Annotated in this window: 14 protein-coding genes and 1 pseudogene; 4 read left to right on the forward strand and 11 right to left on the reverse strand. The window is 45.7% G+C overall.

Going from position 1 to position 16,173, the window contains the following annotated elements; all coding sequences use genetic code 11:
• Window positions 1-148 precede the first annotated feature (148 nt).
• From Q0R35_RS02810 to Q0R35_RS02820, 3 genes are all read right to left on the reverse strand, one after another.
• Window positions 149-1,978, reverse strand: coding sequence for an ABC transporter ATP-binding protein (locus tag Q0R35_RS02810; RefSeq protein ID WP_295614256.1), 1,830 nt, complete (start codon window positions 1,976-1,978; stop codon window positions 149-151).
• 346 nt (window positions 1,979-2,324) lie between these two features.
• On the reverse strand, window positions 2,325-3,557 hold the full coding sequence (locus Q0R35_RS02815) for a DUF4912 domain-containing protein (RefSeq protein WP_366944809.1): 1,233 nt from the start codon (window positions 3,555-3,557) through the stop codon (window positions 2,325-2,327).
• A gap of 629 nt (window positions 3,558-4,186) precedes the next feature.
• Window positions 4,187-5,782: a site-2 protease family protein gene (locus tag Q0R35_RS02820; RefSeq protein ID WP_295614260.1), complete on the reverse strand. Its 1,596-nt coding sequence runs from the start codon at window positions 5,780-5,782 to the stop codon at window positions 4,187-4,189.
• Between the two features lie 75 nt (window positions 5,783-5,857).
• Between Q0R35_RS02820 and Q0R35_RS02825 the strand changes: the two genes are divergently transcribed.
• Together Q0R35_RS02825 and Q0R35_RS02830 are read left to right on the forward strand one after the other, a co-directional pair.
• Window positions 5,858-6,511 (forward strand): MBL fold metallo-hydrolase, encoded by a 654-nt coding sequence (locus Q0R35_RS02825; protein WP_295614262.1) that lies wholly within the window; start codon window positions 5,858-5,860, stop codon window positions 6,509-6,511.
• Window positions 6,512-6,678: 167 nt separating this feature from the next.
• Window positions 6,679-6,804, forward strand: a complete 126-nt coding sequence (locus Q0R35_RS02830) for a photosystem II protein Y (RefSeq protein ID WP_295614263.1) — start codon at window positions 6,679-6,681, stop codon at window positions 6,802-6,804.
• A 96-nt stretch (window positions 6,805-6,900) separates the two neighbouring features.
• Here the strand turns inward: Q0R35_RS02830 and Q0R35_RS02835 are convergent, their stop codons facing one another.
• The 3 genes from Q0R35_RS02835 to Q0R35_RS02845 form a co-directional block, all read right to left on the reverse strand.
• Window positions 6,901-7,113: an NAD(P)H-quinone oxidoreductase subunit O gene (locus Q0R35_RS02835; protein ID WP_295614265.1), complete on the reverse strand. Its 213-nt coding sequence runs from the start codon at window positions 7,111-7,113 to the stop codon at window positions 6,901-6,903.
• Between the two features lie 181 nt (window positions 7,114-7,294).
• The gene (locus Q0R35_RS02840; RefSeq protein ID WP_295614267.1) at window positions 7,295-8,224 is read right to left on the reverse strand and encodes a hypothetical protein; all 930 of its coding nucleotides are present in this window, start codon (window positions 8,222-8,224) and stop codon (window positions 7,295-7,297) included.
• A gap of 196 nt (window positions 8,225-8,420) precedes the next feature.
• Complete coding sequence (locus Q0R35_RS02845; RefSeq protein ID WP_295614269.1) at window positions 8,421-9,020, reverse strand: DUF1517 domain-containing protein; 600 nt, start codon at window positions 9,018-9,020, stop codon at window positions 8,421-8,423.
• Between the two features lie 256 nt (window positions 9,021-9,276).
• Here Q0R35_RS02845 and pgmB point away from each other — a divergent pair, with 256 nt between their 5' ends.
• Window positions 9,277-9,993 carry a beta-phosphoglucomutase gene (gene pgmB / locus Q0R35_RS02850; protein WP_295614271.1) on the forward strand — a complete coding sequence of 239 codons (717 nt, stop codon included), beginning with the start codon at window positions 9,277-9,279 and terminating at the stop codon, window positions 9,991-9,993.
• Here the strand turns inward: pgmB and Q0R35_RS02855 are convergent.
• The 5 genes and pseudogenes from Q0R35_RS02855 to Q0R35_RS02875 all read right to left on the reverse strand — a co-directional run bounded on the left by Q0R35_RS02855 (window position 9,990) and on the right by Q0R35_RS02875 (window position 14,593).
• Window positions 9,990-10,799, reverse strand: coding sequence for a prohibitin family protein (locus tag Q0R35_RS02855; protein ID WP_295614273.1), 810 nt, complete (start codon window positions 10,797-10,799; stop codon window positions 9,990-9,992). The two genes, pgmB and Q0R35_RS02855, sit on opposite strands and share 4 nt — an antisense overlap.
• Window positions 10,800-10,900: 101 nt before the next feature.
• Entirely contained in the window at window positions 10,901-11,860 is a 960-nt protein-coding gene (gene cofG, locus Q0R35_RS02860; RefSeq protein WP_295614276.1) for a 7,8-didemethyl-8-hydroxy-5-deazariboflavin synthase subunit CofG, read from the reverse strand.
• 99 nt (window positions 11,861-11,959) lie between these two features.
• Window positions 11,960-12,355 (reverse strand): annotated as a pseudogene (locus Q0R35_RS02865) (response regulator); the annotation flags it as partial.
• A 40-nt stretch (window positions 12,356-12,395) separates the two neighbouring features.
• On the reverse strand, window positions 12,396-13,601 hold the full coding sequence (locus tag Q0R35_RS02870) for an ATP-binding protein (protein WP_295614280.1): 1,206 nt from the start codon (window positions 13,599-13,601) through the stop codon (window positions 12,396-12,398).
• The gene (locus Q0R35_RS02875; protein ID WP_295614282.1) at window positions 13,574-14,593 is read right to left on the reverse strand and encodes an Hpt domain-containing protein; all 1,020 of its coding nucleotides are present in this window, start codon (window positions 14,591-14,593) and stop codon (window positions 13,574-13,576) included. Before Q0R35_RS02875 ends, Q0R35_RS02870 begins: the two co-directional genes overlap by 28 nt.
• A gap of 340 nt (window positions 14,594-14,933) precedes the next feature.
• On the opposite strand from Q0R35_RS02875, the gene Q0R35_RS02880 reads away from it, so the two are divergent.
• On the forward strand, window positions 14,934-15,554 hold the full coding sequence (locus Q0R35_RS02880; RefSeq protein ID WP_295614284.1) for an ISAs1 family transposase: 621 nt from the start codon (window positions 14,934-14,936) through the stop codon (window positions 15,552-15,554).
• Window positions 15,555-16,173: the final 619 nt, after the last annotated feature.

The following is a 16,173-nucleotide window of genomic DNA, read 5'->3' on the forward strand; positions in this document are numbered from 1 at the left end:
CCGATTTTAGCTTGCATTTGAGTGACTTTGGCAATATTGACTAGTTCTTTAACTGTCGATTTCACGCCATCTAGTCCCGTCAGAGATTCGAGCAAATCTAGCGGTTTAGAGTCAGATTGTACTGAAATATCTAGCTTTGATTTTTAAGTTAAGTTCCTAACATTTGTAATTGATATAAGCTGGCATACAAACCACCTCGATCTAATAATTCATCGTGAGTGCCAGACTCGACTAAAGTACCTTGCTTGAGGACAAAAATTCGATCGACATTTCGGATCGTCGATAAACGGTGGGCGATAATAATTGCCGTGCGATCGATAATTAATCGGTCTAGAGCATCTTGGATTAAGACTTCAGTCCCGACATCTAAACTCGCTGTTGCTTCATCTAAAACTAGAATTCGGGGGTTGCGAATTACCGCTCTGGCGAAGGCAATTAATTGTTTTTGCCCCGCCGATAAATTAGCTCCACGTTCTCGGAGTTGCGTATCGTAACCTTGGGGTAGTTGGGTAATAAACCTGTCGATATTCGTCGAGCGCGCTGCATGGAGAATTTCGGCTTCTGTGTATGTTTCTCCTAATGTGATATTTTCCCGCACGTCCCCAGCAAATAAAAATCCATCTTGCAAAATCACGCCCAAATAGCGACGCAGTTCGGCTTGAGTAATTTTTTTGATATCCACTCCATCAACTAAAATCCGACCCTTTGTCGGCTCGTATAGACGGCAGAGCAAGCGAATAATCGAACTTTTGCCCGCCCCTGTTGGGCCGACTAACGCAATTTTTTCACCGGGTTTAATGGTGAAGTCTAAATCGCGAATTACATAGTCGTCATCTTTATAGGCAAACCAGACATGCTCGAACCGAATTTCACCTTGGGAAGCACTATCGATGTGCGTCAGATTTTGGCTCTGAGCGGGATCGATATCTTGAATTTCGATCGGCTCGTTGAGAATATCATTAATCCGTTCTACCGATGTAAATCCCGATTGAATTGCCGTAAATTTCTCGGCGAATTGTCGCAATGGTTCAAACAATCTTTGCGCGTATAAAATAAATGCCGATAATGTGCCCACATCTAGGGTTTTATCCAGCACCATCAAGCCACCCAACCACAGTACCACTGCGATCGCTACTAGCGAAATCCACTCTAAAGTAGCCGATACTGCTGAGTCGTGATAGTTAGTTTTATCGATTTCATTAATATAGCGATCGCGTACCGTCCTAAATAGTTCGGAATTATATTTTTCGCGTTTGAATAATTGAACGACATTAATCCCGACGACATTTTCCTGCACCATCGAGTTGAGCAATGATAACTCTTCGCGACCGCGATAGTTTGCTTTGCGATATTCTTGTTGGAAATAGATAACCAGTGCGGCAACTGGCACCAACATAATTAATAACGCCAGGGCAATTTGCCACTGAAGCCTAAACATGAAATAAATCATTACGACGATCGAAAATAGATCGCTGATGATGCCGATCGCCCCACTGGTAAATACATCGCCCAGAGCTTCAACATCGCTAGTCAAGCGGGTAATTAGTTTCCCGACAGGCGTGCGATCGAAAAACCGGACTGCTAAAGATGTGACTCGATCGAATAAGTCATTCCGAATATCTGCGGTAATTTGTTGACCGATGCGTTGTGAGGTATAACCTTGAATTGCGGTTAGAATTAATCTAACGACTACCGTCGCCATTAGTATTAATGTTAATACATTTAATCCATCTAACATGGATAAATTACTAACCAAATCCCAGGTTTTTTCGTTCCTAATTTTAGAAATTGCTTGACCGACAATTAGCGGTTGCACCGCATTAGCAATTGCCAACGGAATCAACAGCGCAAATGACACGAAAAATAATTTACCACTGCGACGAGCATAGGGTAATAACCTCAATAATAATCGCCAGTCGTTATCGGGGAGTACTGGCGATTTTAGATTTTGTTCGCGAGGTTGTGTCGCATTAGTCATTGAGATTTTAGATTTTGGATACTTCAGCTACGATCGGTACAAGTTTTGGATTGTTCTCGATCGAGCATCGATTAGCAATATCAACTGTACTTTTCGTTACGACGTTAATCGATCGTAATAATTCTAGGATAACAGGTTTGACTGGAGTGAGGCTCGTCAGGTATCGCAGTCGCCAGGGTGGTTAGGACAGTACAACTAGTGCTGCTACAAACCCGACTTTTCCAAAAAGTCGGGTTTGTGTCCTAACCGACATGGCAACTGCTATGGATCGATAGTCACAAATAAGCCCCACCAACCGTGAGGATTGGTGGGGCTTATTTAGATAATTATGTAGCCAGCCAGAAAATTAGAACCACTTCTCAGCGACTGCTTCTTCCTTAGTATTAGTGTTCCGGGAAGGAGTCGCCCGATCGAATGTCATGTGTACCGAGCGTTGTTGTTCGCCATCTTTAGCCACAGCGATGATGGGATAGTCGATGTTGCCATCTTGGAACGACATTTGGAAGCGGAAAGTACCATCGGGGTTGAGCTTAATTTGTCTCCCGCCGATCGAAACTGCGGCATCTGGTTCGGTTGCACCATAGACGATTAATTCAGCATCGGCGATCAGCCAGAATTGACGCTGACGCTCTCCCACATCCATGCCGATTCCCGACATCCCGACACCAGACATATTCACGCCTGAAGTCGTTGGTAGTGACCACATGCCAGCTCCAGAGGGGAACACAAAGGAACTAAGCGATTCCATTGGTGAATGTTGCATCGAACCGTAGAGCGAACCATTCACCCGTAAGGATTCAACCGAATCTGCCATACCGAAGATTCGTTCGTAAATTGCATTTCGATCGGTACCAGTACCAATACCAGTACCAGTGCCAGTCCCAGCAGTTGCACCAGTTTCTGACGCTTTGTGGCTGGGGGGTATCAGTTCGACAAAGGTTTTGCCTATTAATTCTTCTTCCCAGGGTACGGTGATGAAGACATCTTCGATCCAGTCGGATGGATAGACGGGAGGAATGCTCACAGAGGTCGATCTCGCTAGCACCAACCACCGACCGTCACCACAACGATACCCGATATCGATCGTGTAAGATCGATCGCTTACGGGGATGGGTAGGTACCACTCACGAGCCATCTCGTCGATCGGATATTCTTGGATACTGTGGGGGCTTTGATGGTCGAGATTGATATCGGTAACATCATAAATCCGCAGAGCCAATTGTTGTCCGCCGTGGTAGCGCAGTTCGTTTTTGTGCTCGATCGGAATATCCCAGTAAGCATAAGCCCACTGAGGATCGCGGGCGAGTAACACAATTCGGCTATCTCCATAACCGCTGGGTAAATCCCCTAATCCTTCATCCACTGCTGCTAATTCCGCAGCCGTCAGATCGACATCGACTCCGAGTTCAAATTTTCCGGCTTCCACTTCTAATTGTGCCTCCAGTTTTGTAGATGGACTGAGAGTAGACTGAGTACTCTGAATTTTCTGAATTTCTTCCAGGAGTTGGGATTTCCGCATCCTGCTGTAACGAGACACTCCGCAAACACTTGCCACGCGGCGAAGTTGTCTGAGTGTCATTTCTTCTAATGCGTTATCTGTCGCCACGATCCGTCCTCCGAGTAATGTGCAGATCCTAAATTCATCAAATTTGGGGTTTGCACTGTTGTCACCTAGTAAAATTGCTATCGTTAAGTTAGTCTACCGACTAACCAGATTTAAGCTGTTTCTTAAACTTCTAGAATCTGCCAAATCGAGTGTGTAGCTCGATCGCATGTGACTAAATTATGATTTTAAAAATATATCTATTAATTAAATTTGCTAACTCCTGAAGCTATTAATATTCTGGTGTTAGTTGTTAATAATTGATATTCCTGAATACTATCTAACAAAACTTTACCCCCATCCGTCAAGGGGGGATCGCCTTTAATTTCAGGGGTTTAACGATTTTACGTCGTTTGAGCGATAGTAATTGTCATGGTTCCCTGACAATTGCTGCGATGGACTGGCGATCTGCTTCGCTCAAGCACCGCTCTGAACTAAACATTTGGGTGTGTTGGGTTTCTCAAACACCGCCCTGAACTAAAAATTTGGGTGTGTTGGGTTTCATTCTTCAACCCAACCTACAGATCTATCTTCTTACTCCCAACTCCCATCTCCCAACTCCCATCTCCCAACTCCCATCTCCCACCTCCCATCTCCCATCTCCATCAAAGATCGAAGAATTGAAGCATCACAGCGGGCACTGGGAGCAGCGCGAGCATGAGAATTGCCAACATTACGACACCCAGAGCGTCGCGCCAGTGATTGAGGTCTGAGACATCGTTGAGCGCGGGTTCGTCGATCGCGGGAATTAAACCAACGACGATCGCCAGAAACAGTAGATCTGTATTGCCAAATTCTGAAGCTCTAAATCGAATCAAGCCGAGGATTAAGAGAACAAATTTACTCAACTGAGAGACGATCGCACTGGGCTTTTGACCGAACATGCCATGCACGATATAACCGCCATCGAGACGGCGGAGCGGCATTAATTTAACGATAATAATCAGTAAGCTAATATAAGCGGCGATTGCTACGATATGCAGATCGATCGCGCGTTCGGCGACAAATTCGCCACCTAATGCCAATTTACTCAACAGCGTTAGCAATAGTGAAAATCGGGGATCGAAAGCATGAAAACTCACCAAATTTGACTGAGGATCGAGCGGTACCGTTTCTGATTGGCTCAGTCCCCATACAAATAACGGAATCGCCGTTATTAAGCCCACCGCAGCAGCGGTAAACCCCAGATCGAAGACGGCTTTGCGATTAGGCACCGGAGAGCGCATTTGCACCATACAGCCGTAGGTACCCGGCCAAAATGGTAGTGGAATAAAATAGGGAAAATTTGTCTCGATTTGATAAAATCGGGCGACTAGATAGCGACCTAAATCGTGAAGTCCCAAAATTAGCATAATGCTGAGTGCATATGGTAAACCTGCTAAGAGAATCGTACCGAGATCGCCTTGTGGCAATCGCGCTAATGCCGCCCCAAAATAGGCTGTAGGTAGCAAGGTTAATAGTAACAAGACGATCGCGATCGCGCCATCGAGCCAGTGTCGCGAGTGGCGTGTAAATTGGGTGGGTTGCGGACGGGGAACTAGTGCGAAAAAGGGCTTTCCAGTCGAGAGACTGTATTGAAATAAAATAAAGAAGCGATCGCCAAATAGCTCTTGGACATTGTGCGTGAGGGTAGCATAAGCGTTATCGGAATCGGTACGTAATTTACCGCGACATAGTACTGCTTGGGGGCGATACTCAATTTTTTCGAGGAAGAATACATTCCACGCAAAACAAGTTCTTAACATTGCCTCTTCATGGGCTTCGATCGGTCGTGGGGTGGCGGTTAAAGCCTCGTCCGTTAGCGATCCTGAGTCATCAGCTTCATTGGTGGGCAACACTGGTGCGTCGAGCGATTGACTGGCAACGATGCTGGCCGGAGTTAACCCAGGTTCGATCGATCTCGATTTCGGTTTGCGCCAGTCGAGCAGTCGCCAATACAAAAGCCAACACATCGAGCAACCGATAATTAAGATGGGCAACGGGGGGACTTGCTTACTCCAAGTAACTGTCGCCCCAGTCAAGAACGGTGGAATCATCAGGATTGCCCACAATATCCATAATGGTACGGCTGTCATTTGGCTGACAGTTCGATCCAGAATAATATATGTTAAACCGCCAGCTAAGATTAAGATGAATAGTAAGGACAACCACATGAATAAAATAGTAATTAGTCGATCGACCAAAGAATTAGTTATTGCCATCGATTTGTTGAATGCACTCTTCACTTAGGCTTCAACTACTGCTACACTCTAAACTTTTGCAGACTTCGCGCTTTTATGTCGCTAGAATCAAATTTGTCACACCCGCCATTATCAGTTAAATCTCCTCCTGCTAAACTGCCAACAGAGATTCTACCAGGTATTTTTGCTTTCCCTCCCAATCGAGATACATTAGGCGGCACTGCTTATTTAATCGTTACTAACAGTGGCAATATGCAGGTCGATAGTCCCGCTTGGAACGATACCAATCGACAGTTTATCATCGATCGCGGTGGCATTAACTGGTTGGCAATTACCCATCGCGGCGGCATCGGACAAGCCGCGCAGATCGCCACAGCATTGAAGTGCGAAGTAATTATTCAAGAGCAAGAAGCTTACCTACTTCCTGGACTCAAGTTGACTACTTTTCAGGATAAATTTGATATTAACGATAGCATACACGCAATTTGGACTCCCGGACATTCACCAGGATCGATGTGTCTTTATTATGCTGGTGCTGGGGGCGTATTATTTACAGGTAGACACTTACTACCCGACAGTCTGGGTGCTGCCGTACCGCTGCGGACTGCTAAAACCTTTCATTGGCCGCGCCAACTTCGCAGCGTCGAGGCAGTGTGGCAGCAGTTCCCCGCGCAGCAAGCATTATCACATATTTGTCCGGGTGCTAATGCTGGTTTGTTGCGCGGTCGTGGGTCGATTGCGTTCCCGTGAGCCTCTCTGTTCGCGGAGCGTCCCGCAGGGAAGGAGAATCTCTTTATGACAATTGGCTGTAAAGCTGTACTACTTTAGCGATAGAGCCATTACCAGTTCCTAATTCTGCTAAAGTAAGTATGTGATATTTAACGATAAATTTTTTACTTTTAATTAAGGCAGCAATTATGGACTTCGACTTTCGGCTATTGATCGTGTTGGCACCTCTAGCAGCGGCGGCTGGTTGGGCGGTTTTTAATATTCTCCCCGCCGCTATCAGACAAGCTCAAGAGTTTTTGCGCGAAAAAAACTAGTAGAAATTCTCTACTAGCCTTTGTAGGTCATGGCATGGTGCCATTCATGCCATCATGTTTTACATCAGTCTAATCTGGTTAGTTAGCTTTTATTAGCTAAGTTCCCTCTAACTGGTCGATGCGGAGCCAAACATTGGGTGTTGGAACTTGTCCGAATTTGACTAGCGCGTAGTCCCCTCGGAGATCTAGCACCTCACCTTTGGTTTCAAATAAGTATTTGGGAAATCTGGCATCGCTAGCTTTTGCTTCTAAGCTGTTTGCCAGCATACTCGCGATCGCCCGTACTGAATCTCCTTTCTTGACTGCCATAAGTTAGGTATTGGGTATTAGGTATTAGGCTTTAGGGAATAGAAATTAGGCTTTGGGTTTTGGGCTTTTGGCTTCAGGGAATAGAAGTTAGGCTTTAAGCTCTAGCGAAGATCTACACCCAATACCTAAATCCTAACACCTAACACCTAGAGCTTAATACCTAACACCTAACACCTAGCTCTTAGCGTCTGCGACTGCCAAACCCAGAACTAGAGCGACTGCGACCGCCACTGCCAAAACTGCGGCTAGAACCACCACTAGAACGAGGTGTTGAATAGCGAGATCGATCCGATTGACGGAGCGTGCTGCTACCAAATCCCGAACCTGTCGAACGAGTGCGCTCTGTCGAGCGATTGGTATTAGTGTTGGTACGATTGAAATTGTCGTTATTATTCAATCTTCCAGTCGTTCTTAATGTCGTCCGGTTGACGACGGCTGGGGGCTGAGTATTGTAGCGAGTCTGATAGCTTTGAACGGCTTGACCGTAGTTGGTACCATAGCCACCATATCCTCGCATCCCACCATTATTGTAAACGGGTGGTACATAATATTGCGGTCTAAATAACATACTACCGATCGCTTGTCCGGCAAGCGAACCAGCTACCGAGCCAGCAAATGGTGTCCAGAAGCTAGATTCTCGTTTGACTACGACAGTTTCTTGCTGTCCGGTTTGGGGATTGGTTTGTGCCTGAGTCACGTTATGGACGTATTCAATTTTAAAGTCTTCAGGCATATGCAGCGAGACTTGACCGTTCTCGGATTTGAAATAAGTCTTTTCGCTGGCTTTGACTTCTTCATCGGTCAATCGCGCCATTTGCAAATTGGTGCTGCGATAGACAGGTGGCGTACCAGCAGGTGTATTTAAGAGCATTAGGGTATATTCCCCATTTGCATCATTATAAGTGGCTTGCTGGACGGGATATTTGCCCTCAGCGATCGGTTTTTGGCTGGTGTTATTACTAACAGCCGGATTTTGAACCGCAGTATTCGAGCGATTTTGTGTCTGAGCCGACCGCTCGGTGTTTCCGGAGCCACAGGCGACGGAAGTTACCGATAGGGTCAACGCCATAAAAATTATTACTAATCGACGTAACATATGAACTGATTTCATGACTGTTGTATATTCTTATTTTAGCCAGTTCTCAGATCGATCGACAATTTACAATTTCAACACAAAAACGATCGAAGATCTAGTTGGCTCTATCTAATCAGATCTTACTCGATCGAATGAGTGTTAAAGTAGCTTGTTAACCGATCGAGTCCGATCTGGGTAACCGCCTCTTCAGCATGGAACTATTAGTTACTATTTACAACGGAATTAGCTCTGGAAAATTTTGCAGCACTTGGTCGTCGGTAAGTTCGTCACCAAATCGGGCGGGAGAAAAATGGATATAAATTGCCCGCAGACGTTCTTGATAGTGCAGATTAATTAGCGATTTTAAGGCAATTTTGAGCGCGGACATATTAGACAAATCTGCTTCGAGGGTCGGGTCTTCACCTTCTAAGGCTACCGTCAGCATTACGATTAGATTGCGGGTGGGGGGAAGGGTCAATCGATCGTTAGGATTGCTATTTTGGTCTACATCTGGTTCGCTTAAATAACGTCCGGCGGAGTCGGTAAATAATTCATTTGCATAGTCACCAGCGGCACCTTCATCCCAGAATACATCACCTTCATTAGCCGCCGATCGCCAGTAAGTATCGTATTGCAATAAGTTTTGACAGATTTCTACCAATCCTTCGCCGACAATTGTCAGATCGCCATCGGCTTCAATTGCTTGTCTGCCAGCTTGATTGAGAATACCAAGTAATGGCGACACTTCATCGCCACCGAGGTGGAGAAAAATTCTGGACACGACAAATTGAGTTTTGCCTGTAAGTTGATTAAAGCGATCGCGTAAGTTCATATGTGGGGTAGATGATAGAGGATAAAATAGTGCTACACGGTGGATCGCATCCACCATCTGGGTTCCAAACAGTTTCGATCTTATCGAAAAACACAACAATCGACTCAGATCTGCTCTGGAAAACCGATCGCTACCACATCCATTCTAAAACATGAATCCCATTTCACTCGGAGTCGCGATCGATATTTAACCTTTGAGCGCGATCTGAGGGCATAATAAATAAGCACCAGCAATCATCGATCGAGATCCCATCGCTATGGCTACACTGGAACGCAATTCACTCATTGCCGCAGTCATTTTCGACCTAGATGGCGTGATTACTAATACTGTCTATTTCCATTATCTATCATGGCAGCGATTGGCTGACGAAGAGGGCATTCCGTTCGATCGGCAGATTCATGATGGCGGGATGTTAGGCTTAAATCGTGAAGATGCGCTTTGTTATCTATTGGGAGATCGGCAAGTTAGTTCGTGTCAACAGCAATTATTATTAGCTCGTAAAAATGATTATTACCTAGAATTAATCAACGAACTAAATAACGAACATCTTTTGCCCGGTATTGGCAGCTTATTAACCGAATTACACGCAGCTAACATTAAAATCGCCCTGGGATCTTCGAGTAAAAATGCCGAATTAGTCCTCCAACTTTTAGGAATCGAACATTTTTTTGATTTTATTGCTGATGGTTATAGCGTTCCAAATCTTAAACCCGCTCCCGATGTGTTTTTACATGCGGCTGAATCTTTAGGAATTTCGCCATCGCATTGTTTGATTGTCGAAGATGCTCCCGCAGGTGTCGCCGCAGGTTTAGCCGCCCAGATGTGGGTATTAGGAGTAGGCCCTTACGAACGATTGGCGCAAGCACATTTGATTTTACCTAGTCTAGCAGGGGTTAGTTGGACTGATATTTTAGCTAAGATCGATTACAGTCGAAATTTGCACAAACAACCAGTCTCAACAGAGTCAATTTAGTTTTTAGGTGGGGCGATATTAATTAGTGGTAATGTGCCAGTTCCACCCATAACGGTGGGAAATTTACCATCCCATTTCTCGATCGCTTGCTTTTGCAATAATTCTTTGTTTAAGCTTTGCTTTAAGAGTCTTTGTGCTTCGGCAGTACCTTTAGCACGATTAACTTCAGCTTCAGCTTCTTTAGAAGCTTTTAAGGCTTCATAATCGGCTTTTTTAGCCTCTTGTTCGGCAATTTGTTTTTGTTCGATCGATTTAGTAAACTCAGGTGAAAAGCCAATATTAATCAACGATACATCATCGACTAGCAATCCATATTTTGCTAGTCTAGGCTTGAGACTACGCTCGATTTCTTCCTTCAAACTACTGCGTTGCTTGAGAATTTCTTCAGCATTTCGCTGTGGAGTAGCAGCTTTAAGAACTTCCGATATTGCCGGAATAATAATAGTTTCTCTCACCTGGCGATCGTCGCCTACCTGCTGATAAACCCGATTGACTTTATTCGCCTCGATATGCCAATTGACGGATGCCTGTACATCCAATGTTTGTAAATCCTTCGTGCCTACTTTAACAGCAACATCACTTTTCTTGACTCGGACGCTCATCTTTTTAATACTAGTATAAACTGGTAAAACTGGATGAAATCCTTCAGATAGAATTTGGTCTTGAACTTCACCAAAATGCATAATTACCCCACGTTCTCCAGCATTAATCACAGTAAACGGTTTAAATAAGATAGCTATTATTAGGAATACTAAAGCACCACTGCCATATAAATATAGTGGTAGTTGAGACTGTCGGATATTCATCGATCGATAACCTTCTGAATTTGACTATGCTGGTTACTTGGGATAGCTTTACCAGATTATGTAAAAGATTAGTTTAGATCTGCTGTGGTACTGGATCGATGCTAGATTAGGTTTAAATGCTTCGATCGCATCGCAGCTATTTTTGCAACTAGAGAATCGGGTAAATAATGTTGATACTGCGGATAAACAGGCAATCGCGGATTTAATTTCCAGCCAGCACTAGCAAGCAACGCGCTCAATGCTGTTAAATCTAAATGATGATAATCTGGGTTTACTTCATCTTTAGGGACGATTCCGCCTAAATCTCTGGCTCCGGCTGTCAAACAAGCTAATAATAAATCGGAATGAGGAATGAGATTGGGTGGAATTTGGATGGTAATATCCGCAGGTAATATTTGTTTGGCTAATCTAATTACTTGGGGTAACTTGGTAATATCAAAACCTAATCCTCCTAAAACTTCTTGACTGCCAGGACTGTATGGTTGTAAGATGACTTCTTGAATATGTCCCCATCGATCGTGAATGTCGGCGATCGCTTGTAAGCTAATTTTCCAATCCCGTTCTGATTCTCCGATACCCAATAATAGCCCAGTCGTAAACGGAATTTTTAATTTACCAGCCCAATTGAGTTGTTCGATTCTGAGTGCGGGTAATTTACTCGGTGCGTATCGGTGTACCCCCAGAAGTAAAGCCGGATCGAGAGCTTCTAACATTAATCCCATCGAAACATTAACTTGCGCTAGTTTCTCCATCTCTACATAGCTTAAAGGGCCAGCATTTGTATGCGGGAGAAATCCTAGTTTTAGAGCTAGCTCACACAGATCGTAAATGCGATCGATCCAAGCCTGTCGGCGGGAGGATTGGGAATGAACTTCACCACTTAAAATTAATATTTCATAGATATGTTTATGTTGAAGATCGACAAGAATCTGGGTAGCTCTATCGAGCGTCATCCATTCATCCATTCCAGAATCGCTCCGAAAATTGCAATAACTACACCGATTGAAACACTCATAGGTAGGTACGATCGTGTATGCCGGACTGTAAGTAATAATTTGCATGTGGTAATTGCTTACAAACAGTAAGGATTTAGATACCCATCGATTATGGTTATCCTTTTTGGAGCAAAGATTTTGTCTTCTATTCTCTAACCATAACAATTAATTATTAATTACATGCCGACCTTTTGCTGTTTTAACTAAAGACTTCAGCGTTGCTAATAGCTCTGATTCGGTATACGGTTTAGAGAAATAAGCCGAAGCTCCTAGATTCATCGCCAACAACCGATGTTTGTCGCTGTTGCGGGAAGTAAGCATCAAAATCGGTAGTTCTTCAAAATCATGATGCGATCGCAAGGCTTCTAGCACTCCATAACCATCCAGACGCGGCATCTCGATATCGCAGATTGCTGCTTGCACGACTAAACCGCCGAGGAGTTTGTCAACTGCATCGCGACCGTCGCTAGCTTGCTCGACTTGATAGCCTTCTTTTTCTAGCATGGCTGCCAAAAACCGCCGGACATTAATCGAGTCGTCGATAACTAAAATTGTGTCAGTTTGTGTCCGTGCTGGCAAGCCGATCGCTAGCGAATTCGAGCTACCACCGATCGCGGGAGGGAGTAGAGTTAAATCGGTGCCAAAAGTGCCTGACATCCATTCGGCTAACTGGATGAGATCGACGAGGGGACGAGGGGACGACGCGACCATCGCCTAAAATAATCGAATTGCCGAAACCTGGAGTCATCGGCATTGGAGAATGGATCGATCTCAAAGTAACTTCCCGTTCGCCCCAGAATCGATCGATCTCAAAGGCGGTGGCAGATCGATCGTCGCCGACGACTAAGATTGTCGGGTGGGAAATGGTTGGCGTTCCTGGTAATTCAAACGGTCTACGATCGCGACCGAATGTAACTGCTCGCTCTAGGGCAATTAACGGAATTTCTTGAGATTGCCAGACAATTTTTGTGCCGTCTGCGATGGTTAAATCGGGCAGGGAGCGGATTGTTTCTTTGATATTATCAACTGCAACGGCAAAGACAAAACCCGACCGTTCTAGCAGCATTACTTTGGCGATCGATAAGATGAAGGGTACGCGGAGGATAAAGCTCGTGCCCACGCCCGGTTGGGTTTGAATCTGAATCCTACCGCGAATTTGCTCGATATTCGTGCGGACGATATCCATCCCCACACCGCGCCCTGAGAGTTCGGTGAGATTGGCAGCGGTACTAAATCCTGGCTCGAAGATCGCATCGAGTAATTGCGCTTCGGGCATCTGCGCTACTTCATGATGGGGGAAACCCATTTGTTGCAAGCGATCGATGCGATCGAGGTCGATCCCGCCGCCGTCGTCGGAGATGGTAATGACGATCTCATCGCTGCGCTGGCTGGCGGCGAGGACGATCGTGCCGTGGGCGGGTTTGCCAGCAGTCAGGCGGGTCTGGGGGTCTTCGATGCCATGATCGAAGGCATTCCGTAACAGGTGTAGGAGTGGATCGCTGAGATTTTCGAGGATCGCTCGATCGATCCCGATGTTTTCGCCGACAATTTTGAGGGTGACGGGTTTGTCAAACTGCACAGACAAGTCGCGAATGGTGCGGGGGAACCGTTTGACGACATCAGCGAAGGGGACTGTCTGAGTGCGGGTGAGATTGCTCTGTAAGGTGCGGGTGGTGCGATCGAGACTTCGCACTGATTGGGTCATTTCTTGGAGGCTCAGTTCGATGTCAGCGGTGACTTCTTGCAACTGAACGATCGTTTCAATCTGATGCTGCGAAACTAGATGCAGATCGTTGTAGCGATCCATAGCGGCGGTCGATCGCGTTCCAAGTCTGATGGTAATCCATCGATCTCAAAGGCTGCTAATTCAGACAGTAATTCCAGTGACGGTAAATTGTCGATCGACGAATCACGATCGAAATCGTCCCAATTGGGCACTGAAAAAGATTCGGTCACTTCCAAGGCTGCTAACTCAGAAAGCACATCTGGCGGTACTCGCCCTTCTAGGAAGTTGTTTGAGGATGACTCGCAATCGTCCCAATTCGATCGTGAAATTGAGGGCAATGGCAAGTCAAATTCTAATTCTGAGACTAATTCTGAAGGTAATTGCGCTCGCTCGATCTCATCCCAATTTGGCATTTGCTCGCTCTGAGCGTGCAGATCGAGATGTGCTAGCTCGAATTGTAAGGCTGTCAGATCGATCGGTTGGAGATCTGTAATGCCCTCCAGATCGGAGATGGCGGGATTATAGCGATCTAGTTCGAGCTGTGCTGGAGCCTGGAGTTGTGGGAGTCGATCGGAAATGCCCTCAAATCGTCCCAATAGCACCAATGAGTGAGATTTGCGCCAAGCTTTAATCGCTTTATCAGCTAGTTGTCTGGCGAGATCGCCTTCTTGGGATAACAGCGCATCTTCATCTTCTGGACGTAACTCGCCCAAATGCTGGCGCAATCGATCGAAAATCGGTTGCGATCGCGTCGCGAACCAGTTATCGTCGATCGTCGCTCCTTGACGGTGTAGATCGCTCACCTGGCGCAGACAATCGACCCCCTGTAGTAGGAGAGTTTCGACTTCTGTATTAATGGCTTTGGAATGGTAGCGAACTCTAAGGATTTTGAAAAAATCTTCGAGCTGGTGGGCGACTCGACTCAAGGGAATAAATCCCATCATCGCCGCACCACCTTTGACAGAGTGAGCGGCGCGGAGGGCACGATCGAGCTCTTGCGGATCGGGAAGCTGGTTTGCTAAACCGAGGACTGTGGACTCAATGCGATCGCAACAATCTTCCGCTTTATCCAAGAATTTAAGTGGGATTCGGTTCTCGTTATCCATCGGGGGTTAGGGGGACGGGGGGGACGGGGGGACGGGGGGACGGGGAGAGGGGGGGACGGGGGATGTTAAGTGAGGTGCGGAGATCTTCTACCCACCCCGTCGCTTCGCGCCACCCCTCCGAGGAGGGGAATTTATTTACTAGCCCCTATTCCCTATTCCCTATCCCCTATTCCCTGGTTGAGTCGAGGTGGGATAGTCGGGTAAGGTTCAAGCGTCACCGCTCTCCCCTCCCCTAAGAACCGCAGGGCTGATCTATCGGGGAGAGAAAAATGATAATGGAGGAAGTTCTCGATCGAGGGTAGTACCAATGAGCCTAATACATCACCTTCAACAAGTTTCTGATTATCGGACTAAACCACATTACCCATTGTGGGTAGTGATGCTGTTGGTAATCATGGGAATTATGAGTGGATGCACCGGATACAGAGCCTTAGAGGGCTTTGTGGAAAGACATCAGAATGCCTTATTAAAGTTGTTGGAACTTCCTTACGGGCGATTACCATCATTTACCACCCTCCGGCGAATCATGATTCGGATTAGTTTTGAGTCATTGACCGCAGCCTTTAATGCTTGGGCAGCGGAAGCATTTGAAGTAGCCACTGGCGAACAACTTGCGACAGATGGTAAAAGTATCAAAGTCAGTGTTAGAGATCATGACAAGTCCTACCAAGATTTTATTAGTGTGGTTTCAGCTTTTAGTGTGAGTCAAGGAGTAGTGGTCGGGTTACGATCGATGCACAATCACGATACTAGTGAAATCGCAACTGTTCAATCATTGCTAGAACTACTGAATGTACATGGAGCCTGTTTTACGTTCGATGCACTTCATACCCAAAAAAGCGGATGCAATCGCGCTGAGGTCTCCTCAGCGTGCGTTGCACCAAGCAAACTGTCGAGCAGATCGTTGATAGTGGAAATGACTATCTGATTGCAGTTAAGCGTAATCAGCCTAACTTAGATCAGGAACTGAACACTCAATTTGAACAGGCAGTTGAGATGGATATAGATATTCAAAATGATTCTAGTCATGGCCGACAAGTCCAAAGAAGTGACGCGTGTTTTGACACCGATAGAAGGGATCGATCCACTCTGGGTCGGAGTTAAACGGATTATCAAGGTAGAACGAACTGGTATTCGCCAACACCAGCCTTTTGAGGAGAAAGTGTTTTAGATTAGTTCTCTGACCGAAAACGCTACTGAGTTTTCCCAGCGAATTCGCTCTCACTGGCATGTGGAGAATCGCCTTCATTGGGTTAAAGATGTTGTCCTGAAAGAGGATGAATCTCCTTTGTGTGGTGGTTATGCTCTCATTAACTTTGGGATCCTACGGACAATCGCGATGAATGTCTTTCGGAAGGGGGGTTTTGACTCTATTAAGTACTTAGACGAAAATAATTGCACAAATAAACAGTATAATAAGTTGCGATTATTAAAATATCTATTTACCGAGAGATTGAATGTTTTTTTTCAGAGAAATAAATCCACTATCCTTCAGCCTGCTAGAACGAATTTATCGACAAAGCATACACCATCAGGTGCGGCAGAGA

The sequence above is a fragment of the Chamaesiphon sp. GL140_3_metabinner_50 genome (assembly GCF_025361915.1).
In the GTDB taxonomy this organism is placed as follows: domain Bacteria; phylum Cyanobacteriota; class Cyanobacteriia; order Cyanobacteriales; family Chamaesiphonaceae; genus Chamaesiphon.

Bases quoted from the DNA above. Each gene is read 5' to 3' on its own strand.
- Q0R35_RS02810 (WP_295614256.1), bottom strand. From the start codon at position 1,978: ATGACTAATGCGACACAACCTCGCGAACAAAATCTAAAATCGCCAGTA.
- Q0R35_RS02815 (WP_366944809.1), bottom strand. From the start codon at position 3,557: ATGACACTCAGACAACTTCGCCGCGTGGCAAGTGTTTGCGGAGTGTCT.
- Q0R35_RS02820 (WP_295614260.1), bottom strand. From the start codon at position 5,782: ATGGCAATAACTAATTCTTTGGTCGATCGACTAATTACTATTTTATTC.
- Q0R35_RS02825 (WP_295614262.1), top strand. From the start codon at position 5,858: ATGTCGCTAGAATCAAATTTGTCACACCCGCCATTATCAGTTAAATCT.
- Q0R35_RS02830 (WP_295614263.1), top strand. From the start codon at position 6,679: ATGGACTTCGACTTTCGGCTATTGATCGTGTTGGCACCTCTAGCAGCG.
- Q0R35_RS02835 (WP_295614265.1), bottom strand. From the start codon at position 7,113: ATGGCAGTCAAGAAAGGAGATTCAGTACGGGCGATCGCGAGTATGCTG.
- Q0R35_RS02840 (WP_295614267.1), bottom strand. From the start codon at position 8,224: ATGAAATCAGTTCATATGTTACGTCGATTAGTAATAATTTTTATGGCG.
- Q0R35_RS02845 (WP_295614269.1), bottom strand. From the start codon at position 9,020: ATGAACTTACGCGATCGCTTTAATCAACTTACAGGCAAAACTCAATTT.
- pgmB (WP_295614271.1), top strand. From the start codon at position 9,277: ATGGCTACACTGGAACGCAATTCACTCATTGCCGCAGTCATTTTCGAC.
- Q0R35_RS02855 (WP_295614273.1), bottom strand. From the start codon at position 10,799: ATGAATATCCGACAGTCTCAACTACCACTATATTTATATGGCAGTGGT.
- cofG (WP_295614276.1), bottom strand. From the start codon at position 11,860: ATGCAAATTATTACTTACAGTCCGGCATACACGATCGTACCTACCTAT.
- Q0R35_RS02870 (WP_295614280.1), bottom strand. From the start codon at position 13,601: ATGGATCGCTACAACGATCTGCATCTAGTTTCGCAGCATCAGATTGAA.
- Q0R35_RS02880 (WP_295614284.1), top strand. From the start codon at position 14,934: ATGAGCCTAATACATCACCTTCAACAAGTTTCTGATTATCGGACTAAA.